At 64.7% G+C, this 26242-nt stretch carries 19 protein-coding genes; 8 read left to right on the top strand and 11 right to left on the bottom strand.

Translation table 11 applies throughout. The features are described from left to right. Window positions 1-57 precede the first annotated feature (57 nt). The 11 genes from AC0IYH_RS09500 to tagH are packed head-to-tail and all read right to left on the bottom strand — an operon-like array spanning window position 58 to window position 15975. Window positions 58-1767, bottom strand: coding sequence for a formylglycine-generating enzyme family protein (locus AC0IYH_RS09500; RefSeq protein ID WP_471834021.1), 1710 nt, complete (start codon window positions 1765-1767; stop codon window positions 58-60). Beyond that, the gene (locus AC0IYH_RS09495) at window positions 1760-2941 is read right to left on the bottom strand and encodes an FtsX-like permease family protein (protein WP_471834019.1); all 1182 of its coding nucleotides are present in this window, start codon (window positions 2939-2941) and stop codon (window positions 1760-1762) included. Before AC0IYH_RS09495 ends, AC0IYH_RS09500 begins: the two co-directional genes overlap by 8 nt. After that, window positions 2941-3645, bottom strand: a complete 705-nt coding sequence (locus AC0IYH_RS09490) for an ABC transporter ATP-binding protein (protein WP_471834142.1) — start codon at window positions 3643-3645, stop codon at window positions 2941-2943. Before AC0IYH_RS09490 ends, AC0IYH_RS09495 begins: the two co-directional genes overlap by 1 nt. Next, the gene (locus AC0IYH_RS09485) at window positions 3645-6599 is read right to left on the bottom strand and encodes a serine/threonine-protein kinase (protein WP_471834017.1); all 2955 of its coding nucleotides are present in this window, start codon (window positions 6597-6599) and stop codon (window positions 3645-3647) included. The genes AC0IYH_RS09490 and AC0IYH_RS09485 overlap by 1 nt, the downstream gene beginning before the upstream one ends. Then, window positions 6596-7315, bottom strand: a complete 720-nt coding sequence (locus AC0IYH_RS09480; RefSeq protein ID WP_471834015.1) for a PP2C family protein-serine/threonine phosphatase — start codon at window positions 7313-7315, stop codon at window positions 6596-6598. The genes AC0IYH_RS09485 and AC0IYH_RS09480 overlap by 4 nt, the downstream gene beginning before the upstream one ends. Beyond that, a complete protein-coding gene (tagF, locus tag AC0IYH_RS09475; RefSeq protein WP_471834013.1) occupies window positions 7316-7969 on the bottom strand; it encodes a type VI secretion system-associated protein TagF in 654 nt (217 codons plus the stop codon). Then, a complete protein-coding gene (tssM, locus tag AC0IYH_RS09470; protein WP_471834011.1) occupies window positions 7966-11466 on the bottom strand; it encodes a type VI secretion system membrane subunit TssM in 3501 nt (1166 codons plus the stop codon). The genes tagF and tssM overlap by 4 nt, the downstream gene beginning before the upstream one ends. Beyond that, window positions 11463-12752, bottom strand: coding sequence for a DotU family type VI secretion system protein (locus AC0IYH_RS09465; protein WP_116627011.1), 1290 nt, complete (start codon window positions 12750-12752; stop codon window positions 11463-11465). The genes tssM and AC0IYH_RS09465 overlap by 4 nt, the downstream gene beginning before the upstream one ends. A gap of 6 nt (window positions 12753-12758) precedes the next feature. Then, window positions 12759-14093, bottom strand: a complete 1335-nt coding sequence (gene tssK / locus AC0IYH_RS09460) for a type VI secretion system baseplate subunit TssK (RefSeq protein WP_471834008.1) — start codon at window positions 14091-14093, stop codon at window positions 12759-12761. Between the two features lie 18 nt (window positions 14094-14111). After that, entirely contained in the window at window positions 14112-14621 is a 510-nt protein-coding gene (gene tssJ / locus AC0IYH_RS09455) for a type VI secretion system lipoprotein TssJ (protein ID WP_116627013.1), read from the bottom strand. A gap of 52 nt (window positions 14622-14673) precedes the next feature. Next, window positions 14674-15975 carry a type VI secretion system-associated FHA domain protein TagH gene (gene tagH, locus AC0IYH_RS09450; RefSeq protein WP_471834006.1) on the bottom strand — a complete coding sequence of 434 codons (1302 nt, stop codon included), beginning with the start codon at window positions 15973-15975 and terminating at the stop codon, window positions 14674-14676. A 394-nt stretch (window positions 15976-16369) separates the two neighbouring features. On the opposite strand from tagH, the gene tssA reads away from it, so the two are divergent. From tssA to tssH, 8 genes are all read left to right on the top strand, one after another. Beyond that, entirely contained in the window at window positions 16370-17389 is a 1020-nt protein-coding gene (tssA, locus tag AC0IYH_RS09445) for a type VI secretion system protein TssA (protein ID WP_122774513.1), read from the top strand. Window positions 17390-17443: 54 nt separating this feature from the next. Next, entirely contained in the window at window positions 17444-17950 is a 507-nt protein-coding gene (gene tssB, locus AC0IYH_RS09440) for a type VI secretion system contractile sheath small subunit (RefSeq protein ID WP_122774512.1), read from the top strand. A gap of 2 nt (window positions 17951-17952) precedes the next feature. Then, entirely contained in the window at window positions 17953-19449 is a 1497-nt protein-coding gene (gene tssC / locus AC0IYH_RS09435; protein WP_101273612.1) for a type VI secretion system contractile sheath large subunit, read from the top strand. A 163-nt stretch (window positions 19450-19612) separates the two neighbouring features. Continuing rightward, a complete protein-coding gene (locus tag AC0IYH_RS09430; RefSeq protein WP_017735732.1) occupies window positions 19613-20101 on the top strand; it encodes an Hcp family type VI secretion system effector in 489 nt (162 codons plus the stop codon). Window positions 20102-20179: 78 nt separating this feature from the next. Beyond that, complete coding sequence (gene tssE, locus AC0IYH_RS09425; RefSeq protein ID WP_005792513.1) at window positions 20180-20695, top strand: type VI secretion system baseplate subunit TssE; 516 nt, start codon at window positions 20180-20182, stop codon at window positions 20693-20695. After that, window positions 20692-22551: a type VI secretion system baseplate subunit TssF gene (gene tssF, locus AC0IYH_RS09420; RefSeq protein WP_122774511.1), complete on the top strand. Its 1860-nt coding sequence runs from the start codon at window positions 20692-20694 to the stop codon at window positions 22549-22551. The genes tssE and tssF overlap by 4 nt, the downstream gene beginning before the upstream one ends. After that, the gene (gene tssG / locus AC0IYH_RS09415; RefSeq protein WP_471834001.1) at window positions 22515-23558 is read left to right on the top strand and encodes a type VI secretion system baseplate subunit TssG; all 1044 of its coding nucleotides are present in this window, start codon (window positions 22515-22517) and stop codon (window positions 23556-23558) included. Before tssF ends, tssG begins: the two co-directional genes overlap by 37 nt. Then, window positions 23551-26202, top strand: coding sequence for a type VI secretion system ATPase TssH (tssH, locus tag AC0IYH_RS09410; RefSeq protein ID WP_116627019.1), 2652 nt, complete (start codon window positions 23551-23553; stop codon window positions 26200-26202). The genes tssG and tssH overlap by 8 nt, the downstream gene beginning before the upstream one ends. The last annotated feature ends 40 nt before the right edge of the window (window positions 26203-26242 follow it).

Raw genomic sequence — 26242 nt, 5'->3', positions numbered from 1 at the left:
GCCCAGCACGGCCCACCGCCGCCTGAGTCCCTTCCAAGCTCGCCATACAGCCAGCGATCATCGCTGACCGCTCGCTGCGAGCAATTCCTTCAAGATCGTCGCCGGGTCGGCCCGCTGTTGTTTGCGGTAGTTGCCGACATGGCGGACGAACAGTGTTGCGCGCGTCACCAGGCTCTTGCCGAGCACCGGTTTGCGATCCAACTCTTCCTTGATCCGTTGAAACTGCGCCTGGATCACCGCATCGGTGTAACGCGTGCCGGTGGCCAGGTTGTCGATGTAGATCGCCACCGCGCCGTCGAGGGCGCTGCGGCCATTGGCGATGGCCATGTCGAACAGCTGCGCGCTGGCCGCGTCCTTGTTGTCCAGGGACTGCTGGCGACTCTTCTGCAGGTTGGCCAGGCGGATGTTGTAGTTGGCGATGGTTTCGGCCACCAACGCGGCCGACTGAATCAGGTTGCCCGCCGCTTCTTCGCGTTGCTGGGCGATCAGCGAGACGTTGCGCTTGAGCTCTTCATTGACCAGCCCCAGCTCGGCTTGCAGCTTGGGGTCGGCGCTGGCAGCGATGATGCTGTCCAGGCGTTTGGTCGGGTCCTGGGCGTCGTCGATGGCGTCGGTCAGCGCGGCCAGGCGGCCTTCTTTCTGCCATTGCGCGAACAGCTCCTTGTAACGCGAGCGCGGCGCCGACAGCGCGCCAATCGCCACGCGGAACCCGGTGGTCTCGTTGCTTTGCTCGGTGCCGTCGGCAGCGAACAGCGGGTACTCACGGCGCATGCCGGTAAACAGCGTGCCCTCGCCTTCCAGGTAATTGCCGCCCTTGACCACAAAGCCGCCGTAGGTGCCCTGGCGGCGCCCGGCGTGCACCAGTTGGAAGGATTCCTGGACCATTTCCGCGGCGTTGCCGATCACGTCGAACAGGCCGATGGGGTTGGGCAATTTGGTGCCGATGGGCATCAAGCGCGCGGCCTGGCCAGTGCCGCCGGCCACTTGGTTGAACACCGCGTAATCGCCGAGCGGGCCGTCGCTGTCGCTGCCTTCGACGCGGCGCGGGAACAGCCGCCCTTCGAGGTCCTGACGGCTGACGGCATGGCCGCCGCGCGCGGCGAATTCCCATTCCACTTCGGTGGGCAGGCGTACAAAACCGAGGCCGCCGTCGTCCGCCGAGGAACCGCGCCCGCTGACCGGCAGCAGGTCGCGGTGGTATTTCATCAGCCAGGCGCTGTACACCGCCGAGAAACGCTCGGCTTCAAAGCGCGACAGTTTCACCTTGGGCAAACGCCCGGCCATGCCGGTCGGCGCCTCGCAGGCCGGGGCCGGTTCGCCGTTGGCCAGGGCTTGGGCCTGGGACATCACCTGGGCGTACTGGCGCGCGGTCACTTCGTACTTGCCGATGAAGTACAGCATGGGCTTGAGCGGGGTCTTGGCGTCGGTCTTCGGCATCAAGGGCGCGATGACTTTGTTCCACTCCTTGGGCAAGTCCTTGAGGGTGAACTGGCCGTTGATGAAGTCGCGGCGGTAGCCGGAAATAAACGACTGCTGGTAGCCGGCTTCGCCTTCGGCGAAGGGGTAGCCGAGGCTGATCTCGCGGTCGTCCAGGGTGCCCTGGGCCAGCACGTAGGCGTAGCGAAACACCATGTTGCCTTCGCACGGCAGCGGCAGGCTGACGTCGCCGGTCAACGGTTTGGGGTTGTCGAGCTTATCGCTCGCTTCATCGGCCCAGGCCAGCGAGGCCAGGCTCAGCGCCACGGCGGCGCCCAGTAACTTATACATCTCTGATTCCTTCAGAAGCCTGGATACGCGCCACTCGCCAACCACCACAGGCCGCCGCCACGGCGCTCACGCCGAGGACTGCAACCAGGGCCAGGGCGTAATGACGCGCCAGCAGATGGCTGGCGTATTCGCCCGGCACCTGCGCAAATAAATGATTCAAACCCGCCTCGGCCAGGCCATACAGCCCGGCACTGAGCACGGCGGCAAACCCTGCGCTGTACAGCGCCTGCATCACCACAAACAACAACAGCGCGCCGGTGGAAAACCCCAACAGACGTAACACCGACAATTCCCGACGCTTGCGCGCCACAGCGGCCAGGGACCCGGCGAAGATCGCCGCAAACGCTCCGGCCAAGGCCAACCCGGCGATGATCCAGAACACAATCGACAGGTTGCGACTCAACGACTGCACCTGGGCGATGGTGTTTGCCTGGGTCGATACCAACAGGTTCTGCGCGGCGAAATACACCCGCAGCGGCTCCACATCGGCGAGGCTGCCCGCGTACAAGCGGAACGCCGGATACACCCTCTGTTCGCTCACGCCCGTCTCACCCTGCCAACCCAACGCCGGCACCGCACGGCCATCGCGGTAATCTTCCGCCGCTTCCAGCAAGCCCAGATCGGCAAACAAACCGTCACGGGCAAAGGCTTCCAACGGCAGCACCGCCAGCACCTGCACCCGCGTGCGCTGCTCCTCCACGCGCCCGGCTACCTGCCGCGCAAAACGGGTTTCCAACAGGTCCCCCGGCCGCGCCGCGAGCTTCTCGGCGGCGGTGTGGCTCAGCACGATCTGGTCCAGACCCTTGGGCACCGGCAAGTCGCCCAGCAACGGATCGCCAGGCGCCGTTGGCAGCATTTCCAACACCAGTGCGCCCACCTGCGCCGTCGCCGCAATCTGCCGCGTACGCGGGATGGCAAACGCCACATCGGAGCGCTGGCCGATCTGCTCGATCACTGCGCTGCTGAATCGACCACCGCCCAGCGGAATAATTTCACGGGTGGCAGGGTCGGTCTGCAAACGTTCGGTCAAACTGCTAACCAGTCCAAATTTCAGGCCAAATAACACCAGCAGCGGCGCGATCACCGCCACCAGCGCCAGCACCGAACAGGCCGACAGCCAGGCGTCGTTGCGGTAGTCCTGCCAGGCCAGGGACGCGATCAGAGGGAGGCGCATCAGCACACCTCCCCGAGGGTGGCGGTGACGCCGCCGTCGGTGTCGCGCCGGCAACTGATGCGCCGCACCTGCAAGCCACTGGCGCGGGCCAACGGCTCGTCATGGGTGGCGATCACGCAGGCGGCGCGGTGCTCGCGAGCCTGGGCCAGCAAAGCGTGCATCACGCGCTCGGCGTTCAATGGGTCCAGGGATGCGGTCGGCTCATCCGCCAGCACCAATTGCGGCGCATGGGCCAGGGCGCGAGCGCAGCTCACGCGCTGGCGTTGGCCGACAGACAGCGCCGCCGGCTTCTTCGCCAACTGGTCGCTGATTTCCAGCTGCTCGGCCAGGCGCGCCACACTGCCGTCATCCTTCAGGCCCAGCAGTTGGCGCGACAGCGCGATGTTGCTGCGCACATCGAGAAACCCCAGCAGCCCGCCGGTTTGCAGCACATAGCCCAGGTGCTGGCTGCGCAACGCGGCCAGGCTGGATTGCTGGTCGGCGCGCCACAGCGCGCCGATGTCCTGTTGATAGAATTCAAACCAGCCGATCTGATCCGGCGCCAATACCAGCGCGAGCAGATCGAGCAAGGTGCTTTTGCCGCAGCCGCTCGGCCCGACAATCGCCACGTGCTCACCCGCGCGCAGCTGCAAGGCCGGAATCACCAGGCTATAGCGCTGGCTACCGAGGCCCCGGCTCTTGTGCACCGCGCTCAGGTTCAGCATCACGGCAGCGTCGACAACGGCACGCGGTACAACGCGTCGCCCGGCTCGGCATCGCCGAAACGGACCCAGTTGGCCAGGTCATTGTGGAAGGTTTCATACAGGCGGATTTTCGAGTCCAGCTCGTCGATAAAGTCTTCCTGCTCGGCCACGCTCAACGACAGCCACAGGTCCTGGGTCATGTTCAGCGACTTGCTGCGGTACGGCAGGCCTTCCAGGTATTCACCGAGCAGGCCGCCGTCGGCCAGGTTGCCGCCCTTGCGCAGGGCTTGCGGGTCGCGGCTCATGTAGGCCGAGGCGCTGGCGATTTCCTGGAAGAAATCCTTGGGTGAACTCTGGGTTTTGCGCGCCGCATCGACGATCAGTTTCAGCGACTGTTGCAGGTCGTTGAGCTGCAGCTTGGTCAGCATCACGCACACCTGGAACGCCGGCAGCGCCGGGTTGGTGAGGTCGCGGTCGGCGGTCCAGGCGCTGACCAGTTGCGGCGCCTGGCTCGCGGTTTTGCGGCCGAGGAAGTCCATGTGCATCGCATAGCCGACTGCCGCGGACTTGTCCGCCAGGCTCGGCGCACTGCTCAGCAACGGCACAGGCTGCGGCGTGTTGCTGCGCACCTGATGGACGAGGTTGGCGAACACGCTGCCGATCTCATCCACCCGCTCACCGAGCTTGCGCACGTCACCACCGGGCACCGGCGTGTACAGGTCGCCGATCTGCGGGTTGGCGTCGGCGGTGAGGATGCGGTATTGGCTTTCGGCACCGGCGTGGGTCTTTTTGCCTGCGTCGGTGCGCAGGTGCAGGGCGTAGATCTTGATCTGCTTGCCCAGCGCGGCCTGGCGTACTTCGGCTTCGTTCATCTGCGTGGCGGCAAACGGGTCGTTCTTGCGCAACGCGCCAGCATCGGTGACCAGCAGGATGATGCGCCCGCCATAACCGGACCAGTCCATGCCGTCCACGGCCTGCATCACGCCGGCAAACGCGTCTTCGTTGAACGAATGGCTGGACACGGTCGAGGCCTTGACCTGCCGCGCCATGTCGAGGAAGCGCTGCGGGTCGCGGCCCTGGTCGAGGGTGATCAGGGTTTTGGCGGTGTATTCCAGGCCAGGGGTTTTCTTGATGCTGCTGCGAAACCCGACCATGCCGAAGCTGACGCTGTCCAACTCGCCGCGCTCGGCAATGCGGGTTTGCAGCTCGTGCACCACATCGCGGATCTGGTCGATATACGGCTGCATCGACACGGTGGTGTCCACCACCATGACCACGGCAGTACGGAAGGCGTCGGCGTTGGCCGCAACCGCGCGAGCAGCCGGCTTGGCGGCGGCGCTGCCGGGGTCGATGGAGGCCACATTGAGCAACTGCACCGGCTGGCCGTTTTCGTCGAAGCTCTCCTTGGAGTCGAAGATCGGCAACAGGTAGAACTGGTTCTGCGGCACCGCGCTGGCCGTCGGTTCCAGGGCCAGGACCTGGCCGTTGTCTTCGCGGTTTTGCTGCGCCTTGGCCAACACGCCTTTGGCGGCGGCAGGGTCGGCCAGCAGCTTTTCCACCTCGCCAGGCTGGCGCAGGAACATCACCGGCGCCCGGCCCGAGCGCTCGGTGAACTTGAGCACCAGGCTCTGCTTCCAGTCGCTGACCTGAGAGGCCGGCAACCAACCGTCGCTGCGCCCATCGGTGGCGGCGCCGACGCGCACCCACGACTGGCCGTCGACGTCCTTGCGCTGGTACACGTAGAGCACGGAAAACGCCGGCAGCCCTTCGCTGGATGCACCACCGGCGTCATGGGACAGCTTGGCGCCCGGCTTGCTCAGCACACGCTGGAACAGGGTTTTCTTGCCGGCCATCAACAGCGGACGCTGGCCGCCATCCACTTCGGCAACCGGCGGCGGTGTCACGGCGGGCACCACGGCGGCCGGCGGCTTGGCCGGCTCATCGCTGCCGCTCAACCACCAATAGCTCGCGCCGCCAATGGCCAACGCAACAGCCACGGCCACCGCCGCCAACGCCAGCACCGGCCCACGCCGTTGCTCGCTGTGCTGGGTCGGCGGCACCACCGGCTGGCGCACCGGCTCGGGCTTGGCCGTCGGAATCTCGATGGATTCCGGGGTGATGCCCGCCAGGTCAAAACTCATCGGAATCGGCAGCGGCCGCACCAGCGTGGCCTCTGCCGATTCGCTCGGCAGGTTATCCAAGGCCAGCAGCAACGCCGCCGCATCCGGGAAGCGTTCCGCCGGGTCCTTGGCCAACAACTTGCGCAGCACGCCCTGGTAACGCCCGTGGTGCACCGGCAGTTCCGGCAGCGGCTCGGTCAGGTGTGCCAGCGCCGTGGACAGCGCATCGGTGCCGTTATACGGCAGCTTGCCGACGAGGATTTCATACAGCACCACGCCCAAGGCGTAGAGGTCGGCGCGGCCATCGATCTCCTGGCCCCGCGCCTGCTCCGGGCTCATATAGCTCGGCGTGCCCACGGCGAAACCGGCCTGGGTGAACTGGGTGCGGTCGTCCAGGGACTTGGCGATACCAAAGTCCGACAACACCGCCGTGCCATCGGCGCGGAACAGAATGTTGGCCGGCTTGACGTCGCGGTGCACCAGCCCCTGGGCATGGGCATAACCCAGCGCCGAGGCAATCTGGCGGATCAGCGTCACGCCCTGCTCCGGCGTCAGGCCAGCGGCAATACGCTCCTTGAGCGTGCCGTTGGGCAGGTATTCCATGGCCATGTAATACAGCTCACCGACACTGCCGATGTCATGGATGGTCACCGTGTGCGGGTGCGACAGCCGCGCCAGGGTCTTGCCCTCGCGCAGGAAGCGCTCGCAGAAGCTCGGGTCGGCCGCCAACGCCGCCGCCATCACCTTCAAGGCCACCTTGCGCTCCAGCGAACGCTGGGTGGCCAGGTACACACTGGCCATGGCGCCTTCGCCAATTTCGCCGTCGATGTCATAGCCGGGAATCAGGATGTTCATGCCGATACCTTCACGACGATGGCGGTGATGTTGTCCGGCGCGCCGCGATTGAGCCCCAGGTGCACCAGGCTGCGTACGATTTCATCCGGCGCGTCGTGGCTGAGCACTTCGCGGATTTCATGGTCTTCGACGGTTTTATTCAGGCCGTCGCTGCACAGCAGGTAGCTGTCGCCGGGGGCGATCAGCAGGTCGACCACCGCCAGCTCCAACTGGGCCTCCACGCCAATTGCTCGGGTGACGATATTGGCGCGCGGGTGCACACGCGCATCGGCCTCGCTGAGCAGGCCGCTGTCTTGCAGGTCTTGCACGTAGCTATGGTCGCGGGAGATGCCTTCGAGCACGCCGTCACGCAGGCGGTACAGGCGGCTGTCGCCGGCCCACAGGCACACGCCGCGCAAGCCGCGCGCCGCCAGGACGACCACGGTGCTGCCCATCATGGTCACGCCACGGTTGGCGGTTTCTTCACGCACGGCGGCATTGATACGGACCAGGTCGGTGCGCAGGGCTGCGGTGTATTCGTCCAGCGAACGCCCCACCGGCACACTGCGCAGGCTGTCGACGATCAGGCTGCTCACATAATCGCCGGCCGCGTGCCCGCCCATGCCGTCGGCGACCACCCACAGGCGGTTTTCCGGCAGGTCCAGGCACGCGTCTTCATTGACCTGGCGCACCATGCCCACATGGCTTTTGCTCGCGGATTTATACGTCGACCCCATCTACACCACACCTTCTTGTCCGAGCAAAAACTGCGCAAAATCGCCGGTGGCAGGCAGGCCCTGGCACCGCAATAAACCGGGGGAAATCGTCTGCGAGCCACGGCCCCACCACAGGCTGGCACCGTCACAGGCCTGTTCGGCGAGGGCGGTCATGCGCTGATCGGGTACGGTGGCGGCCACGCGTTGCAGGCCGGCGAAACGGCTGTCCACGGCGCGCGGCTCGCTCGCCGGGAAGCCGAGGGTGTCGAGGCCGTCGTTGAAATTTTCGAAGGTGGCGCCGGCATCCAGGGTGCTCAGCAATAGCTCTTCGGCCTGTTCGAACCAGGTGTCCGAGCCGCCCACCAGGGACGCCGGGTTGGTGTCGTGATCCAGCAACGCCACCACCGCCAGCGGGAAATAGCGCCCCACGCGGTCGATGCTCGGCATCACCACGCCCGCCGCCGCGTCCGGCCCGCACACACCCGGCGCCAGTACAAAACGCCACAACGGGCTGACCAGGTACACGTTGAGCCAATCGCCGCCGAGGCTGTTCTGGCTGGCGAGCAAACCCGCCGCCAACCAGCTGTCCCACGGGCCGATAAAACTCTGGGGCAAGGCGCGGCTGACAAAGTCACCGCGGCTGGCCAACTTGCCGTAGAAACCCAACGTCGTCATAGCCGCTCCGGCAGGCTGAAGCCATTGAGCACACGGCTCTTGAACGGGTTGAAAGCGCTGTTGGCGCGCAGCTCGTAGGCAATGCTCGCGCCGTCGACCCGCAGGCGCAGGTTGAAGCGGTCCGGCGAGTTGCCGGCGCTGAGGTCCGATTGCTCCAGCAGGCGGAACCAGGCCCATGGGCCGTCCAGGGTCACGCCGGAACGGCCACTGGCAGACGGCGGCATGATCGAGATGCGCACCACGCCAATGCTGCCGGGGTTCGGCCATTGCATCGCCACCGGGCGGCTCGGGCCGTGGTCGTAGCTCAGTTGCTGGCCGTCGAGGTCGAGCAGGAACTGGGTGATGGTCGGGTCCATCGATACCGGTTTGAGTTCAAAACGCACGATGGGCTGGGTGCCACCGGAGCGGAAGAACGCATCGCGGATCGTCGCCGCGCGCTGGAAAGTTTGCAGCACGCCCGGCGCAATCCCGAGCTTCTGCGCCGCGCCCGGCTGCCAGCGCCAGGTCTGCGTGGAAGTGTCCACGTAGGGCTGCAGGTATTTGCGGAAGTAGTTGTCCATCACCCCGCCCACACCGAAGAACTGGCCGAAGTCATCCAGGGTCGCGTCCCGGGAGCTGCCCGGCGACATCGGATAACGCCCCGCCAACGACTGGCGATACACATTCACCACTTCGCTGACCCACGCCGCGTTCAGCTGGTTACGCACGCCGCCCATCATGCTGTTGGTGGTGGAGTTGACCACCGACTTGACCATGCCCTGCACCAGCGGCGGCTGGCGCTCGGCATTCAGGCTGACCCGCGTGGCCGCAGCCGCTGCCTGGTTCTTGGCCTCGCCGAGCAACGCGTCGCCACTGGCGCCGACCATGGCGCTGACCTGCACATACAGCGCGTTCATGTCCGCCAGCAGGCCGTCGATGGCCGCCGGTTCGCCTTCATTCTTGCTGACGATGCTGTTGAGTTCGGCAAAGTGCACGGTCACCGGATCGTCCCCCGCCTGGGGTGCGTTGGCGGTAGGTTGCTCCTGGCCAAGCAAGCTGCCGAGGCGTTCCTTGAGCTTGTCGACGCCGCCTTCCACCGGCACGCCCTTGGCGGCCAGTTGGCGTTCTTCGGCTTGCAGGTCGGTTTCCTTGGCCACCGCCACCAGCAGTTTTTTCAGCGGCGAGGTGGGCCCGGAAATCACCCGCAGCACATCGGCCGCCTGGGCCACGCTGGTGATCGGCACAAAGTCGATATCCGCCAGCAGCGCGTCCCACTGGCGCTGATAATCCTGGAAATACAGGCGGCGCACATCGGCGGCCAGACTCACCACGTTCTGTTGGTCAGCTTGTTCGCGACCCAACACCCATTGCTCTTCGGCAAGGGTGCCGGTCTGGTTCAGGCTGCTCAGCAGGAATGCCTGGCGATAGCCCTTGGCGGTGAAGAAGCCACTCAACGGCTCGCCCAGCGGCTTGCCACTTTTGCGGCTGAACACCAGCGCGGCGTCACGGCCAGCGGCTTCGTTGATGCGAAAGTCCGAAACGCCCTCTGGTAGCTTCTGGCGTTTGACTCGGTCATACACGCGCTGGGCCACCGGCAGTTGTTGCAGCTGGCGGCGCAGGTCATCGATCAGACGCGGGTCGAGGCGCGCGTTCGGCGGGTGGCGGTCAAACAACGCCTGCAAGTGCCCGGTCAACGCCTGGCGCTGGTCGGCCGGCAAGTCGCGTGGCAGGTTGCGGTCCCAGTCGAGGGCGATCCAGGCCTTGATGAAGTCCGGGTCGTAATGCTCACTGTCGGCGAGCATCAGGTAGGCCTTGAGGCCTTCGTAGAGGAAGTCGGAAGTACCGCCGCTGTGCAACTGCTCTTCGATACGCGTCACCAGGCGTGGCGCGAACACGGCAATCAACAGCTTGCGATAGACACTGGCGGATTCGGCTTCGAGCATATCGCCCTGGTACAGCCCCAGGCCCTCGGACCAGCTCGGCGAGTCGCCCGCCAGGTTCTTCACCGCGTTGAGCAGCGGCAACACCGCCAGCACTTCACGCTGCGCCGGGCTCAGGTTCTGCACGGTCTGGCCCAGGGGCGCAACCTTTTCATCGACCTGGGCGATATACGCCTGGTTGGCGCGGTAACTCACCCACCACAAGCCACTGACGACCACCACCAAGGCCACGGTGGCCGCGAGCACACCACGCGCGACCCACTTGCGGCGGCGCTCAACCTTCGGGTTGACACCCACCAGCCCACGCTCGGCAAACGCCACGGCGGTGAACAACTTTTCAATGAAGTAACTGCGCCCGGTGCCGCTCTGGCGCGCCAGGTGCTGGCGGTCCAGGTTCATGCTCTGGGCCATGGCGCCGATCAGGCGGTCAATCGGGCTACCTTCCTGGGTGCCGCTGGTGAAATACACCCCGCGCAGCAACACGCGCTCTTCAAAGGCATTCGGTTTGAACACGCCTTCGAGGAAGTTTTGCAGGCAATCCTTCAGCGCGCCGAACTGCTGCGGGAAGCCGTAGATCAGGTCGCGGCGCGCCGGGTCGCGTTCCTGTTGCAGGCGTTCCACCAGGCGTTCGTTGAGGCGCTGTTCCAGGCCGGCGAATTCGCTTTGCAGGTGGGCCAGCGGGCTGTCGCTGTGTTTGCCGTCGTCCAGGGCAAAGGTCATGCCCCACACTTGGGCGCGCTCTTCCTTGCTCAGGTTGTCGAAGTACTCCATGAAACCCGGCACCAGGTCGAGCTTGGTGAGCATCAGGTAGATAGGGAAACGCACGCCCAATTGGGTGTACAGCTCCTGGATGCGCAGGCGGATCGCGGCGGCATGGGCGGCGCGTTCGGCGTCGGTGCCGAGCAGCAAATCCGACAGGCTGATGGCGATAAACGCGCCATCGATGGGGCGGCGCGAGCGCTGCTTTTTCAGCAGGTCGAGGAAGCCCAGCCACGCGGCTTTATCCACCGTGGAGTTGCTGTCCTGGGTGGTGTAGCGGCCAGCGGTGTCGAGCAACACGGCCTGATCGGTAAACCACCAGTCACAGTTGCGCGTACCGCCGACGCCACGCACCGCGCCGGCGCCCAACTGCGCCGCCAGCGGAAAATGCAGCCCGGAATTGACCAGCGCGGTGGTCTTGCCCGAACCCGGCGGGCCGATAATCACGTACCACGGCAACTCGTAGAGGTTGCGGCGCTCGTCACCGCCGAGCTTGGCCTTTTTCAGCAAGGCCAGGGCTTCGTCCATGCGCTGGCGCAAGGTCGAGAGCTCTTCGGCAGTGGCGGTGCTGTTGGGGTCGGCCGGGGTTTGCGCGGTGAGGCTGCGCATCACTTCAGCGGCCTGGCGCCGCGCCTGGATGATGCGGAACACGCGGTAGGCGATCCATACCGCAAACACCAGAATGATCAGCGCCCAACGGCGCCCTTGCGGCATCAATACGTCGAGCAACGGCCCGACAAACCAGATGATCAGGCTCAGGGCGATCAAACCCAGCACGGGGATCACCCAGCGAATCATGAAACTGAAAAACGCCTTCACTCGACGCCCTCCGCCAATACGGTGATTTCAACCCGACGATTGCGGGCGCGGCCTTCGGCTGTGCTGTTGGTGGCCAGCGGCTCGGTGTCGCTTCTGCCTTCGGCGCTGAAGCGCTCGCCCTGGCCGGTCTTGGCCGCCAGAATCTCCAGCACCGACTTGGCGCGCGCCTCGGACAAGGCCCAGTTCGACGGGAAGCGCAGCGTGGCAATCGGGCGATTGTCGCTGTGGCCGGTGACGCGCACCTGGCCCTTCACTTTGCGGATCGCGTCGGCGATGCGCAGCATCAGCGGCTGGTAGTCGTCGACGATGCTGGAGCTGGCCGACGCGAACAGCTCATCGCCACGAATGGTGACCACCGAACGGTCGACTTTATCTTCCACCGCCACGCGGCCGGCCTTGATGTCTTCGGCGAGGAAGCCCGCCAGGCGCGGCCGTTCGATGACCTTGGGCTGCGCCACCGGCCGGTCGATGGCCTGCACCGGGATCTCGCCCAGGGCATGAATATTCTTGAACACCGGCTCTGCCTGCGACGCCAGTAGCAGGCGCAAGGTGAACAGCAACGCCAGCAGCAGCGCCACGCCAATGGCGACGGCGATCCACGGCGGCATGAACTGCGCCAGACGATCACGGGCCACGGTCACGCCGCGCCAATGCGGCGACAGCTCACGCTCGTGCTCGCCACGGGCGCTGCGAATCGCCGCAGCCGTGCGTTCGCGCAAGGCTTCCAACTGGCTGCGACCGTCGTTCATCACGCGGTAGCGGCCTTCGAAACCCAGGCACATGCACAGGTACAACAGCTCCAGCAGGTACAGGCGCTCGCGCGGGCTTTGCAGGCAATGGTCGAGCAGCTGGAAGACTTTTTCGCCGCCCCAGGCTTCGTTGTGCACGGTGATCAACAGGCTCTGCTTACCCCAATCACTGGTGCTGCCCCACGGCGTGCTGAGCACTGCTTCATCCAGCGCGGTGCACAGCGCATAACGCGCCAGCAGCACTTCATTGCGTGCCACACCGGCGGCTTCGGCGCGCTCTTCGAACTGGCGCAGGTAAGCCAGCAATTGCGCGCGCAGGCTCGCCGGCGCCGGGTGGGCGATGGTGTTGCGCAGCCGCGTCAACAAGGCCAACAGCGGGCCGGCGGCGCTTTCCAGCGGGTTGAGGCCCTGGCTTTTGCCGGTGAGCATCGGCGCGGCCGGCATCGCCAGAGGCGACGGTTCTACGCGCGCAGGCTCCGGCGCGCGGCCACCCGGGCGCGGCATGAACTGGGTGCGGTCATCATCATTGGGATGCATCGCGGTTTATCCTCGGATCGCCCAGAAGGCCAGGTTCAAGCCCGGGAACTGCCCGGCGATATGGAAGGCAAAACCGCCGGAGTTGTTCAACTGCTGCCAGTGCTCGCTGCCACGGTCCAGTTCGTAATAGGTGGAGCCTGCGTGGTAGGGGATCTGGCGTGGCGCCACCGGCAAAGGCAGCAGGCCGATCCCCGGCAGTTGCAGGTTGACCATGTCGCGAATGTGCTCCACCGAGCCGACCTTGCTCTGCTGGCCGAAGCGCGAGCGCAGGGTTTCACCGGGCACATCGGCGCGCACCACCAGGATGAAACTGGCGCTGTCGAGCAGGGTTTTGTCGGCGAGCATGGCCACGTGGATGCCGTAGGCTTTCTCGACAATCGGGATCGGCGTGGCCTTGCTGTCGATCAGCATCGACAGCGCTTCACGCAACGCCGCCATCACCGGAGCGAAGCTCAGGGCCAGGTCGTCGTGCTGGTATTGCGTGTATTCCTGGGGGCGCCGGCCAGCGGTGGAAAAGGTCGAGAACTCACCGGCCAGGCTGACCAGCTCGCTGAATAGGCGCTCCGGATGCAACGGGCTCAACTGGCTCAAATGCTGGATCAATGGCTGCGCGCGGTTGACCAGTTGCAGCAGCATGAAGTCGGCGATTTCCGACGCGCCACCGGCGCCCGAGGCAACCACGCGGCCGGCCAGGGCTTCGCCGCGCTGGTGCAGCAGGCCCAGCAGTTCGCTACGGAATGCGGTGAGCGGCTTGCTCGCGGCCACGTCCAGCACGGGCGGGATGTAGCTGTCATCCAGCACCAGGGCGCGGTCGGCGCGTTTTTCCTTGATGCGCACCAGGCCGATGGCGGCGTAATCGCTGATGCCATCCTGGGCGGTCAACAGACGCAGGGCACGCGAGCCCACGGCCACCGGCGCGCGGTTTTCGAACGGCGCGTTGTCGTCGCGCACTTCGCGCACCTGGCTCACGTAACGCGCGGCTTCCAGGGCTTCGCCGGCGTCCACGGTGTCGCGGGCGCCGGCGCGTTTGAGCGGCAAAGCCAGGTAGACCAGGCCGTCGCGCAGGCTGTCGTCGATGTTCAGCGGGCTCGGCGCCAGATCATCCTGGGGGATATTGAACGGCGTGCCGTCGGGCAACAGGCCGCGCGCCGACACGATCGCCAGCTTGCCCTGGGTCAGCAGGCCCTGGTCGATCAGCAACTCGGAGAAACCCCAGCTGCCGGCGGACAATGGGCGGCTGCGGGCGTCGATCAAGTTTTCCAGGTAACGGTCATGCTGCTGGAAGTGCTGCGTTCCAATGAACATGCCTTCCGACCAGACCACGCGATTGTTCCAGGACATGGGGGCTCCGATTGCTACTTATTGGGCAGGGCTGGATGGGGGAACCACGACGTCGGCGCGCACGGCACGCACATCGAGGCTGATCTGGTATTCGGTGTATTGGCGCGCCGGCACGCTGATTACCGTGCGCCATTGCGCGCGGTCCAGCTCGCGGTAACCCACCAGCAGGCCGATCTGGCGCGTGGACGGGTCGAGGTCGCGCTGGATGCTCAGTTGCTGCCCGGGCTGCACCATCACTTCGTCCTGGTCCAGCAGGTCCAGGCCGAGGGTGGATTGCGCGCGGTCAGCCAGGGCGAAGTAGTCGGAGCGGCCAAAGGTGGCGGCGTTTTTCAGTTCGAAGATGCGCACCCGCACCGGCGCGGCCTGGCCGTTGGCGCCCGGGTTCAGCCCGGCAATCGCGTGGAAGTGCAGCTCGATGGCGGCGGTGTCCGCGTCCGCCTCAGCGGCGGCCTCGGGTTTGGCGGTGTCGTTGGCACACGCCGTCAGCAGCAGAAGTGTGGCGACTGCGAGTAAAAACCTGGGAATCATCCTGCGTCCTCAATGACGTGCTTAGCTATCCGTTTAATCCATGTGTTGCGGTTCAACGCCGCTGGCGTGCGCTGTGTTCTTCGTAGGCTCGGCTGAATTCGCGGCCGAACAGGTCCTGGAAATCTTCCTGGGCCTCGCGGGAAATATTGCTGTAAAGCTCGGTGAACTGCTGCCAGTACTGGGCCTGGCGCGAGCCGTTGAAAATGCTCGAGAGCCCGCCGGGCTTGCCCATGCGCTCTTCCAGCTGCGCCGGTTCGAAGCGTGTGAGCAGGTGTTTGATCGCCGCCTCGACGCCGGCCATCACGGCCAGCTGGTGGGCGCGCAGGTCGTCGAAACTGTCGCGCACGGCAGCGTCCGGCGCCATAAACGCTTGGTTTCCATGACGAAGCAGCAGCAACAAGGCTTCGTCCGCGTTGGGGGCAAATTTCAACGGGTTGTTTTCGGCGGGCTGGATCATCGTCTGCTGCATACGGAACTCGCCCTTGAGGCTGGCGCGGGCACGCAACACATCGATCAGGCCTTCGACCATCAACCGGTAGCTGCGGCCGATGCTTTCCATCTGCGCTTCGGCCTGGGCCTTGTCCAGGCGCAACTGGTCCAGGCCGGCACCGCGCAGGAAGGCTTGCAGCAGGTCGGGTTGTGGCTGGGTATCGGCGACCGGTTCGACCACCGGTGGCGGCTGGATGACTGGCGGCGGCGGTGGCGGCGCGACCGGGGCCGGTGTGTCGCCAAACAGGTCCCAGTCTTCGGGAATCACCGCGCCCGACACCACCGGTTTTTCCACGGCGACCGGCGTAGGCGGGCGGAAATCGTGTTGCTCGGAAGGCACGTGGTCCGCCACGGTCGGCGGCGGCACGGCGGTGGGGCTGAGGAAGTCGAACAGATCCGGCAGCGTGTCCATGGACGAGGCGCCGTGGAACTGCGGCGCGATCACCGGCGTGGCGGCTGGCTGGCTGACCACGGCGCCCATCAAGGCCTCGAAACTGTTCGGAGATTCACCGGCAAACGGCTGGCTGTCGACGGCCTGCACGTTGAAGTCGATACGCGCCTGGATCTCGTAATCGCCGATGCGGATCAACTCGCCATCTTGCAGGGGTTCGCTGTTACCCCTGCGCAAACGAATAGCGGCGTTAACCAACTCCACCCCGTTCGTGCTGTTATCGGTTAAATAATAACGGCCATCTTTGTATTGAATAACGCAATGTTGCGAGGACACCAGGCGCTCGGGGTCCGGCAGTACCCAGTCATTATCCGAGCTGCGGCCGATCGCCATCGAGCCCTGGTTCATGGACTTCTCGGCGCATTGCCCAGGGGTAATCTTGTGATAACTAGTGATAGTCAAACACAGCGACATCTTGCCTCCTTGCTGATACTTCGCGCGCAGTCGACCCCCGGGACAGCGGTTCCCGAGAGTTCCTCATCAGGTCGTGCAATCGACCTGCTACAACCTGCCAATGCCAGCATGATCGCTGATCTTAACTGGGCTGCATGACAAAAATCCTATCCAGGTGCGCCATTCGACCCACCAGTCGCGCGGGTTGTTAAGCACCGCACATCTGTCACAGAGGGCGAATAGCTTACCTTGACAAGGCGTAAGTACTACACCAAAAATGCACAACTTCTTGCATTGCGGTGGTGGCACATTAGTGGCATTGCGCTTATATGACCAAGAAAACATGCAAAGTTCCCCAGGCAACTAACGCATGAATTGCCCGCCATCTAACGGGCTGATAGGGAGATCAATTTCAGTGGATGTGCCGTTGCTGCTCACTGCCGTTTCCGCGACTTCGCCTTGTGGCGAAGACATGGAATATGACGCGCAATTTCTACAACTTGAGCGTGATGCCAAGGGCCAACCCGAGCGCAGCATGGGCGATTCGATCCTGCCCGCTGAACCGCCGGAGTGGCGCAGCATCCAGCAGCAAAGCCTCGACTTGCTCCAGCGCAGCAAAGACCTGCGCATCACCCATTTTCTGTTGCAAAGCTCCCTCGCCCTGCAGGGTGTGGTCGGGCTGGCCGATGTCCTCACGCTGATCAACGCGCTGCTGCGCGAGTACTGGGCCGACCTGCACCCGCGCCTGGATGCCGACGACGATAACGACCCCACCGTGCGCATCAACGCGCTGTCGGGCCTGACCAGCGACGCGACCATTCGCCTGCTGCGCGAAAGCATCCTCACGCGCTCGCGCACCTTCGGCCCGGTGAGCCTGCGCGCCGCGCTCAATGCCAGCGGCCTGATGAGTTTCCCCGACGAGCAATTGGGCGCGCAGCAGCTCAACGCCGCCTTCCTCGACAGCGACCCCGAGCAGCTGCAAGCCACCCGCGACGCCCTGAGCGCCGCGCGAGCCGCCTGCGAGGCCATCGAGCAGCAGGTCAACGAACAAGTCGGTTCCGCCCAGGGCGTGGACCTCACCACCTTGAAACAGCCCCTCAAGCAGGCGCTGCAGATCCTCAACCAAGCGGTGCCCGGCACCGACAGCAGCAGCGAACCCGAGGCCGTCAGTGACGACAATGCCCCCTCGGTCGACTTCGCCGCTGCGCCCGCAGCACCGCGCCCGGTGGGCGACATCGCCAACCGTGATGACGTGCTGCGCAGCCTCGACAAGATCCTTGCGTACTACACCCGGCACGAGCCTTCGAGCCCGCTGCCGGTGCTGTTGAACCGGGCAAAAAATCTGGTGCATGCCGATTTTGCGGCGATCGTGCGCAATCTGATTCCCGATGGCATGTCCCAATTTGAAAACCTGCGTGGCCCGGACGGCGAGTAAACCGCCAGGCAACGCAGTAACAACACCGTCGCTCAAGCGACCAGGAGCAGCAACGTGGCGAAGCAAAGTTCTCAGAAATTCATCGCGCGCAACCGCGCGCCTCGAGTGCAGATCGAGTACGACGTCGAGCTTTACGGCGCCGAGAAAAAGGTCCAGCTGCCCTTCGTGATGGGTGTGATGGCCGACCTCGCCGGCAAGCCTGCCGAGCCTCTGGCCCCGGTGGCCGACCGCAAGTTCCTTGAAGTGGACGTCGACAACTTCGACTCGCGCCTCAAGGCCATGCAGCCGCGCGTGGCGTTCCACGTACCGAATGAGCTGACCGGCGAAGGCAACCTGAGCCTGGACATCACCTTCGAAAGCATGGACGACTTCAGCCCGGCCGCCGTGGCCCGCAAGGTCGACGCGCTGAACCAGTTGCTCGAAGCCCGCACCCAGCTGGCCAACCTGCTGACCTACATGGACGGCAAAACCGGCGCTGAAGAAATCATCATGAAGGCGATCAAGGACCCGGCACTGCTGCAAGCACTTGCCAGCGCGCCCAAGCCTGCAGGGGATCAGTAACCATGACCGACAATACCGCCCGCGAAGGCAGCCAGATCCTGGGTGCCACCGAAGAAGCCAGCGAGTTCGCCAACCTGCTGCTGCAAGAGTTCAAGCCCAAGACCGAGCGTGCCCGCGAAGCCGTGGAAACCGCCGTGCGCACCCTGGCTGAACAGGCTTTGGCGCAAACCGACCTGGTGTCCAACGACGCGATCAAGTCGATTGAATCGATCATCGCCGCCATCGACGCCAAGCTCACCGCCCAGGTCAACCAGATCATCCATCACCAGGATTTCCAGCAGCTGGAAAGCGCCTGGCGTGGCCTGCACTACCTGGTCAACAACACCGAGAGCGATGAGCAGCTGAAGATTCGCGTGCTCAACATCTCCAAGCCAGACCTGCACAAGACCCTGAAAAAATTCAAGGGCACCGCGTGGGACCAGAGCCCGATCTTCAAGAAGATGTACGAAGAAGAATACGGCCAGTTCGGCGGCGAACCTTACGGCTGCCTGGTCGGCGACTACTACTTCGACCAGTCGCCGCCAGACGTTGAGCTGCTGGGCGAGCTGTCGAAAGTCTGCGCCGCCATGCACGCCCCGTTCATCGCTGCGGCCTCGCCGACCGTGATGGGCATGGGCTCGTGGCAGGAACTGTCGAACCCGCGCGACCTGACCAAGATCTTCACCACCCCGGAATACGCCGGCTGGCGCTCGCTGCGTGAATCGGAAGACTCGCGCTACATCGGCCTGACCATGCCGCGCTTCCTCGCGCGCCTGCCGTACGGCGCCAAGACCGACCCGGTGGAAGCCTTCGCCTTCGAAGAAAACACCGACGGCGCCGACAGCTCCAAATACACCTGGGCCAACGCTGCCTACGCGATGGCGGTGAACATCAACCGTTCGTTCAAACATTACGGCTGGTGCTCGCGCATCCGTGGCGTGGAGTCCGGCGGCGAAGTGGAAAACCTGCCGGCGCACACCTTCCCTACCGACGACGGTGGTGTGGACATGAAGTGCCCGACCGAAATCGCCATCAGCGACCGCCGTGAAGCGGAGCTGGCGAAGAACGGTTTCATGCCGCTGCTGCACAAGAAAAACACCGACTTCGCCGCGTTCATTGGCGCGCAGTCGCTGCAGAAACCGGCCGAATACGACGACCCGGACGCCACCGCCAACGCCAACCTGGCCGCGCGCCTGCCGTACCTGTTCGCCACCTGCCGTTTCGCCCACTACTTGAAGTGCATCGTGCGCGACAAGATCGGTTCCTTCAAAGAGAAGGACGAAATGCAGCGCTGGTTGCAGGACTGGATCCTCAACTACGTCGACGGCGACCCGGCGCACTCCACCGAAACCACCAAGGCCCAGCACCCGTTGGCTGCCGCCGAAGTGATCGTGGAAGACGTCGAAGGCAACCCGGGGTACTACAACTCCAAGTTCTACCTGCGCCCGCACTACCAGCTCGAAGGGCTGACCGTGTCGCTGCGCCTGGTATCGAAGCTGCCTTCGGCAAAAAGCGCCTAAGCGCCTCGCTCTCCTGTGAGAGGGGGCTTGCCCCCGATAGCATCACCTCGGCCTGCCTGACAGACCGAGTTGCCTGCATCGGGGGCAAGCCCCCTCCCACACAAAAGCAGTGCCCTTTGGGGCATAACCAAATTCAGTGGCAAGCGCCACACAGGGAGAAAACATGGCTGTTGATATTTTCATCAAGATCGGCGACATCAAGGGCGAGTCCATGGACAAGGCCCACAAGGACGAAATCGACGTGCTGAACTGGAGCTGGGGCATGGCCCAGTCCGGCAACATGCACGTGGGCGGTGGCGGCGGTGCGGGCAAGGTGAATATCCAGGACCTGTCGCTGACCAAGTACGTCGACAAGGCCTCGCCGAACCTGATGATGCACTGCGCCAGCGGCAAGCACATCGACAAGGTCAAGCTCACCGTGCGCAAGGCCGGTGGCGAAAGCCAGGTCGAGTACATGGTGATCAACCTGGAAGAAGTGCTGGTTACCTCGCTGAGCACCGGCGGTTCGGGCTCCGATGACCGTCTGACCGAGAACGTCACCCTGAACTTTGCCCAAGTGATGGTCGACTACCAGCCGCAGAAAGCCGACGGCACCAAAGACGGCGGCGCGATCAAGTTTGGCTGGAACATCCGTTCCAACACCAAGCGCTGATAGCCTTTGTGGCCGCGGCCTCGCGCTGCGGCCCAAAGGTTTTTGTTCCTCTCGCAACCCGTCCGTGGAGCTGCTTTGGTGGTAACTGAAATCGCTTCCCGCGACCGTCTGCAACCGTCCCTGCTGGACCGGTTGACCGACGACGACCCAACCAATCCCAAGGAAAGCGCCGACAAACGCGTGCTGTCCCTGACCCAATTAAAAGCCTCGGTGCTGCGCGACCTGGCGTGGCTGCTCAACACCACGTCGTTGCTGGATGCCGATGCCACGCTGCACACCCCGGCCGGTACGTCGGTGGTCAATTACGGCCTGCCGGCGCTGGCGGGCAACAGCGTTTCCAGCGTGGATATCAAGGCGCTCGAAGCCTTGATCTACCAGGCGATTGCCACCTTTGAACCGCGTATCTTGCGCCACACCCTGCGCGTCAAGGCGCGGGTCGGGCATGGCGAGATGAACCACAACGCGCTGAGTTTCGAGATCGAAGGCGACCTGTGGGCGCAGCCGGTGCCGTTGCGCCTGTTGCTGCAAACCGACCTCGACCTGGAATCCGGCCACGTGCGTGTGGTCAACGCCGACCAGCGGAGACGCCCATGAACCCGCGCCTGCTGGAGCTGTACAACCAGGAACTGCACCACGTGCGCGAAAGCGCCGCCGAGTTCGCCAAGGAATACCCGAAGATCGCCAGTCGGCTGACCCTGTCCGGCATGGACTGCGCCGACCCGTACGTCGAACGCCTGCTCGAAGGTTTTGCCTACCTGACCGCCCGCGTGCAACTCAAGCTCGACGCCGAGTACCCGACCTTCACCCACAACCTGCTGGAAATTGCCTACCCGCACTACCTGGCGCCGACTCCGTCGATGACCGTGGTGCAGTTGCAGACCGATCCCGACGAAGGCTCCCTGGCCAGTGGTTTCCCGCTGCCGCGCGATACCGTGTTGCGCGCCGCCCTGGGCCGTGAAACCCAGACCTGCTGCGAGTACCGCACCGCCCACCCGGTGACGCTGTGGCCGCTGCAGGTGAGCAACGCCGAGTACTTCGGCAACCCCGCCGCCGTGCTCGGCCGCCTTGCCGCCAGCGAGCCGAAAGCCAAGGCCGGTCTGCGCCTGACCCTGCGCACCGGCGCTGAATTGCCCTTCAACAGCCTCGACCTCGACAACCTGCCGCTGTACCTCAGCGGTGCCGACGAGCAACCGTTCCGCCTTTACGAACAGCTGCTCGGCAACGCCTGCGCGGTGTTTGCACGCAAGCCCGGCGGCGATTGGGTCGAGCGCCTGCCGCCAGACGCGCTGCGTTCCCGTGGTTTTGACGACGCCGACGCGGCCATGCCGGTGGTGGCGCGGGCGTTCCAGGGCTATCGCCTGTTGCAGGAATACTTCGCCCTGCCCCATCGCTACCTGTTCGTCGAATTCGCCGAGCTCGGCCGCGCGGTCAAACGCTGCGACGGCCAGGAGCTGGAGCTGATCGTGCTGTTCGACCGCCACGAACCGAGCCTGGAAGGCAGCGTCGGCGCGGCGCAGTTTTTGCCGTTCTGCACGCCGGCGATCAACTTGTTCCCCAAGCGCGTGGACCGTATCCACTTGTCCGACCGGGTCAACGAACACCATGTGATCGCCGACCGCACGCGGCCGATGGATTTCGAAATTCATTCCCTGAGCGGCATCACCGGCCACGGCACCGGACCGGAGCAGCCGTTCCTGCCGTTCTACGCGGTGCGCGACCCGTCCCGTTATGGCCGTGACCAGGCCTACTACACAGTGCGTCGCGAGCCCCGCGTATTGTCCAGCGACCAACGCCGCAACGGCCCGCGCTCCACCTACGTGGGCAGCGAAACCTTCGTCAGCCTGGTGGACAGCCGCCAGGCGCCGTATGGCCACGACCTGCGCCAGCTCGGCGTGACCGCGCTGTGCACCAACCGCGACTTGCCGCTGTTCATGAGCGTGGGCAACGGCAAGACCGACTTCACCCTGGCCGACAGCGCCCCGGTACTGGCCGTGCGCTGCGTAGCCGGCCCAAGCCGCCCACGCGCCAGCCATGCCCACGACGCCAAGGCCTGGCGCCTGATCAGCCAGTTGTCGCTCAACTACCTGTCCTTGAGCGAACAGGGCCAGGGCGCCGGCGCGCTGCGAGAACTGCTGCGCCTGTACGGCGACAGCAACGACGCCGCGCTGCAATTGCAGATCGAAGGCCTGCGCGAAGTCAGCAGCAAAGCCGTGACCCGGCGCCTGCCGATGCCGGGCCCGATCGTATTTGGGCGCGGCCTGGAAATCACCCTGGAATTCGATGAAAACGCGTTTCGCGGCACCGGCGTGTTCCTGCTCGGTGCGGTGCTGGAGCGCTTCCTGGCACGCTACGTGTCAATCAACAGCTTTACCGAGACGGTGATCCGTACCACCGAACGCGGCGAGATCATGCGATGGAAAGCCAAGCCCGGGCGGCGTCCGACCCTGTGAGTACCCTGGATGCGATGCATCAGGAGCCCTGGGAATATGACTTCTTCCAGGCGCTGCGGCGAATCGAGTGCGAATCGCCGGACCTGCCGCGCCTGGGTCATTCCCTGCGCCTGGCGGACGACCCGCTGCGCCTTGGGCAGCAGGCCGATTGTACCTTCGCCCCGGCCACCCTGGCCTCGGTCGACCCTGGCGGCGATGGCAAGCCGGCGCGGCTGGAGCAGTTCTTCTTCGGCCTCGGTGGCCCCAACGGCCCGCTGCCGCTGCACATCACCGAGTACGTGCGCGAGCGCCAGCGCAACAACGCCGACAGCACCAGCAAGCAATTCCTGGATGTGTTCCACCATCGCCTGCTGAGCCTGTTCTACCGGGCCTGGGCCGAAGCGCGGCCGACCGTCAGCCACGACCGCCCGGACGACGACTATTGGTCCGCGCGCCTCGCCGCCTTGAGTGGCCGGGGCATGCCAAGCCTGCTGAATCAGGGACTCATCCCGGACACCGCCAAGCTGCATTACAGCGGCCACCTGTCGGCGCAAACCCGCTACCCGGATGGGTTGAAAGCCATCCTCAGCGAGTATTTCGGCCTGCCGGTGGAGATTGAAGAATACGTCGGCCAATGGCTGGAGTTGCCCGAACGCAGCCGCGTGAGTGTCAGCGCCAACCAGTTAGGCGTGGACTTCTGCCTGGGCAGCCACGTATGGGACCGCCAGCATAAATTCCGCATCCGCCTCGGCCCGCTCAAGCTCGATGACTACATGGGCATGCTGCCCGGCCACTCGCCGTTCAACGAGCTGGTGGCCTGGGTGGCCGAGTACCTGGGCCATGAACTGGACTGGGACTTGAACCTGATTCTGCAACAACCCGAAGTCCCGAAACTGCAGCTTAACGGGCAGTTCCGCCTGGGCTTCAACACCTGGCTCGGCCAACCCGAGCGAGACGCCAACGACCTAATCCTGGCCCGGCATTACGCCGACCACGCCACCACCTCAAGGAATCCAGAGCATGGGTGAAATCAGTCGCGCCGCACTGTTCGGCAAACTCAACAGCGTGGCCTACAAGGCCATCGAAGCCGCCACGGTGTTCTGCAAACTGCGGGGCAACCCGTATGTGGAACTGGCCCACTGGTTTCACCAGTTGCTGCAACTGCAGGACTCGGACCTGCACCGCATCATCCGCCAGTTCAACGTGGAGCCGGCACGCCTGGCCCGCGACCTCACCGAAGCCCTGGACCGCCTGCCGCGCGGCTCGACCTCGATCACCGACCTGTCCTCCCACGTGGAAGAAGCCGTGGAACGCGGCTGGGTCTACGGCAGCCTGATGTTCGGCGAAAGCCAGGTGCGCACCGGCTACCTGGTGCTGGGCATTTTGAAGACGCCAAGCCTGCGCCACGCGCTGCTGGGCTTGTCGTCGGAGTTCGACAAGATCAAGGCCGAAGCCCTGAGCGAGCGGTTTGACGAGTACGTCGGCGATTCGCCCGAGAATGCCTTGAGTGCCAGCGATGGCTTCAACGCCGGCGTGCCGGGCGAAGCCAGCGGTGCCATGGCGCCGAGCGCGATGGGCAAGCAGGAAGCCCTCAAGCGCTTCACCGTCGACCTGACCGAACAGGCGCGCAGCGGCAAGCTCGACCCTATCGTCGGGCGTGACGAAGAGATCCGCCAACTGGTGGACATCCTCATGCGCCGCCGCCAGAACAACCCGATCCTCACCGGTGAAGCCGGCGTGGGCAAGACTGCCGTGGTCGAAGGTTTCGCCCTGCGCATCGTCGCCGGCGACGTGCCGCCCGCGCTCAAGGACGTGGAGCTGCGCAGCCTTGACGTCGGCCTGCTGCAAGCCGGCGCGAGCATGAAAGGCGAGTTCGAACAGCGCCTGCGCCAGGTCATCGAAGACGTGCAGGCCTCGCCCAAGCCGATCATCCTGTTTATCGACGAAGCCCACACCCTGGTGGGTGCCGGTGGCGCTGCCGGCACGGGTGATGCGGCCAACCTGCTCAAGCCCGCCCTCGCCCGTGGCACCCTGCGCACCGTGGCCGCCACCACCTGGGCCGAGTACAAAAAGCACATCGAGAAAGACCCGGCCCTGACCCGCCGTTTCCAGGTGGTACAGGTGGCCGAGCCGTCGGAAGACAAGGCGCTGCTGATGATGCGCGGCGTGGCCTCGACCATGGAAAAACACCACCAGGTGCAGATCCTCGACGAAGCCCTGGAAGCCTCGGTGAAGCTCTCGCACCGCTACATTCCGGCACGCCAGTTGCCGGACAAATCCGTGAGCCTGCTGGACACCGCCTGCGCCCGCGTCGCCATCAGCCTGCACGCGGTACCGGCCGAAGTCGACGACAGCCGCCGTCGTATCGAGGCGCTGGAAACCGAGCTGCAGATCATCGCCCGCGAGCATGCCATCGGCATCGACATCGGCGCGCGCCAGAGCAACAGCGAAGCCTTGCTGAGTGCCGAACGCGAGCGTCTGGCGACTTTGGAAAGCCGCTGGGCCGAAGAGAAAACCCTGGTGGACGAGCTGCTGGCGACCCGCGCGACCCTGCGTGAAAAAGCTGGCGTGGTGGACAGTGGCAACGACGAATTGCGTGCGCAGCTGGTCGACCTGCAACAGCGCCTCACCGCCCTGCAAGGCGAAACCCCGCTGATCCTGCCGACCGTGGACTACCAGGCCGTGGCCTCGGTGGTCGCCGACTGGACCGGCATCCCGGTGGGCCGCATGGCGCGCAACGAGCTGGAGACGGTGCTCAACCTCGACCAGCACCTGAAAAAACGCATCATCGGCCAGGACCACGCCTTGCAGATGATCGCCAAGCGCATCCAGACCTCCCGCGCCGGCCTCGACAACCCGAGCAAGCCGATTGGCGTGTTCATGCTCGCCGGCACCTCCGGCGTGGGCAAGACCGAAACCGCCCTGGCCCTGGCCGAAGCCATGTACGGCGGCGAGCAGAACGTGATCACCATCAACATGAGCGAGTTCCAGGAAGCCCATACCGTGTCCACACTCAAGGGCGCGCCACCGGGCTATATCGGCTACGGCGAAGGCGGTGTGCTGACCGAAGCGGTGCGACGCAAACCCTACAGCGTGGTGCTGCTGGACGAGGTGGAAAAAGCCCATCCGGACGTGCATGAGATCTTCTTCCAGGTCTTCGACAAGGGCGTGATGGAAGACGGCGAAGGCCGCGTGATCGACTTCAAGAACACCCTGATCCTGCTGACCACCAACGCCGGCACCGAGTTGATTTCCCGGGTCTGCAAAGACCCGGCGAACATCCCCGAACCCGAGGAAATCGCCAAGGCCCTGCGCCAGCCGCTGCTGGAGATCTTCCCGCCGGCGCTGCTCGGCCGCCTGGTGACCATCCCGTACTACCCGCTGAGCGACGAGATGCTCAAGGCGATCACTCGCCTGCAGCTGGGCCGCATCAAGAAGCGCGTGGAAAACACCCACAAAGTCGCCTTCGACTACGACGACGCGGTGGTCGACCTGATCGTCTCGCGCTGTACCGAAACCGAGAGCGGCGGACGCATGATCGACACCATCCTCACCAACAGTTTGCTGCCGGACATGAGCCGTGAATTCCTCACGCGCATGCTCGAAGGCAAGGCGCTGGCGGGGGTGCGGATCAGCAGTCGGGATAATGAATTGCACTACCAGTTTGGCTGATGGAATGCGGTTAAAACTGTGGGAGGGGGCTTGCTCCCTT

The organism is Pseudomonas sp. AC463 (assembly GCF_979253585.1).
Note: the sequence above shows the minus strand (reverse complement) of the source record. Positions and strands in the feature narration are given on the sequence as shown.

Coding starts and splice junctions, on each gene's coding strand:
- AC0IYH_RS09495 (WP_471834019.1), bottom strand. CDS start 2,941: ATGCGCCTCCCTCTGATCGCGTCCCTGGCCTGGCAGGACTACCGCAAC.
- tagF (WP_471834013.1), bottom strand. CDS start 7,969: ATGACGACGTTGGGTTTCTACGGCAAGTTGGCCAGCCGCGGTGACTTT.
- tssJ (WP_116627013.1), bottom strand. CDS start 14,621: ATGATTCCCAGGTTTTTACTCGCAGTCGCCACACTTCTGCTGCTGACG.
- AC0IYH_RS09430 (WP_017735732.1), top strand. CDS start 19,613: ATGGCTGTTGATATTTTCATCAAGATCGGCGACATCAAGGGCGAGTCC.
- tagH (WP_471834006.1), bottom strand. CDS start 15,975: ATGTCGCTGTGTTTGACTATCACTAGTTATCACAAGATTACCCCTGGG.
- tssC (WP_101273612.1), top strand. CDS start 17,953: ATGACCGACAATACCGCCCGCGAAGGCAGCCAGATCCTGGGTGCCACC.
- tssG (WP_471834001.1), top strand. CDS start 22,515: ATGGAAAGCCAAGCCCGGGCGGCGTCCGACCCTGTGAGTACCCTGGAT.
- AC0IYH_RS09465 (WP_116627011.1), bottom strand. CDS start 12,752: ATGCATCCCAATGATGATGACCGCACCCAGTTCATGCCGCGCCCGGGT.
- tssF (WP_122774511.1), top strand. CDS start 20,692: ATGAACCCGCGCCTGCTGGAGCTGTACAACCAGGAACTGCACCACGTG.
- AC0IYH_RS09480 (WP_471834015.1), bottom strand. CDS start 7,315: ATGGGGTCGACGTATAAATCCGCGAGCAAAAGCCATGTGGGCATGGTG.
- tssH (WP_116627019.1), top strand. CDS start 23,551: ATGGGTGAAATCAGTCGCGCCGCACTGTTCGGCAAACTCAACAGCGTG.
- AC0IYH_RS09500 (WP_471834021.1), bottom strand. CDS start 1,767: ATGTATAAGTTACTGGGCGCCGCCGTGGCGCTGAGCCTGGCCTCGCTG.
- tssK (WP_471834008.1), bottom strand. CDS start 14,093: ATGTCCTGGAACAATCGCGTGGTCTGGTCGGAAGGCATGTTCATTGGA.
- AC0IYH_RS09490 (WP_471834142.1), bottom strand. CDS start 3,645: ATGCTGAACCTGAGCGCGGTGCACAAGAGCCGGGGCCTCGGTAGCCAG.
- AC0IYH_RS09485 (WP_471834017.1), bottom strand. CDS start 6,599: ATGAACATCCTGATTCCCGGCTATGACATCGACGGCGAAATTGGCGAA.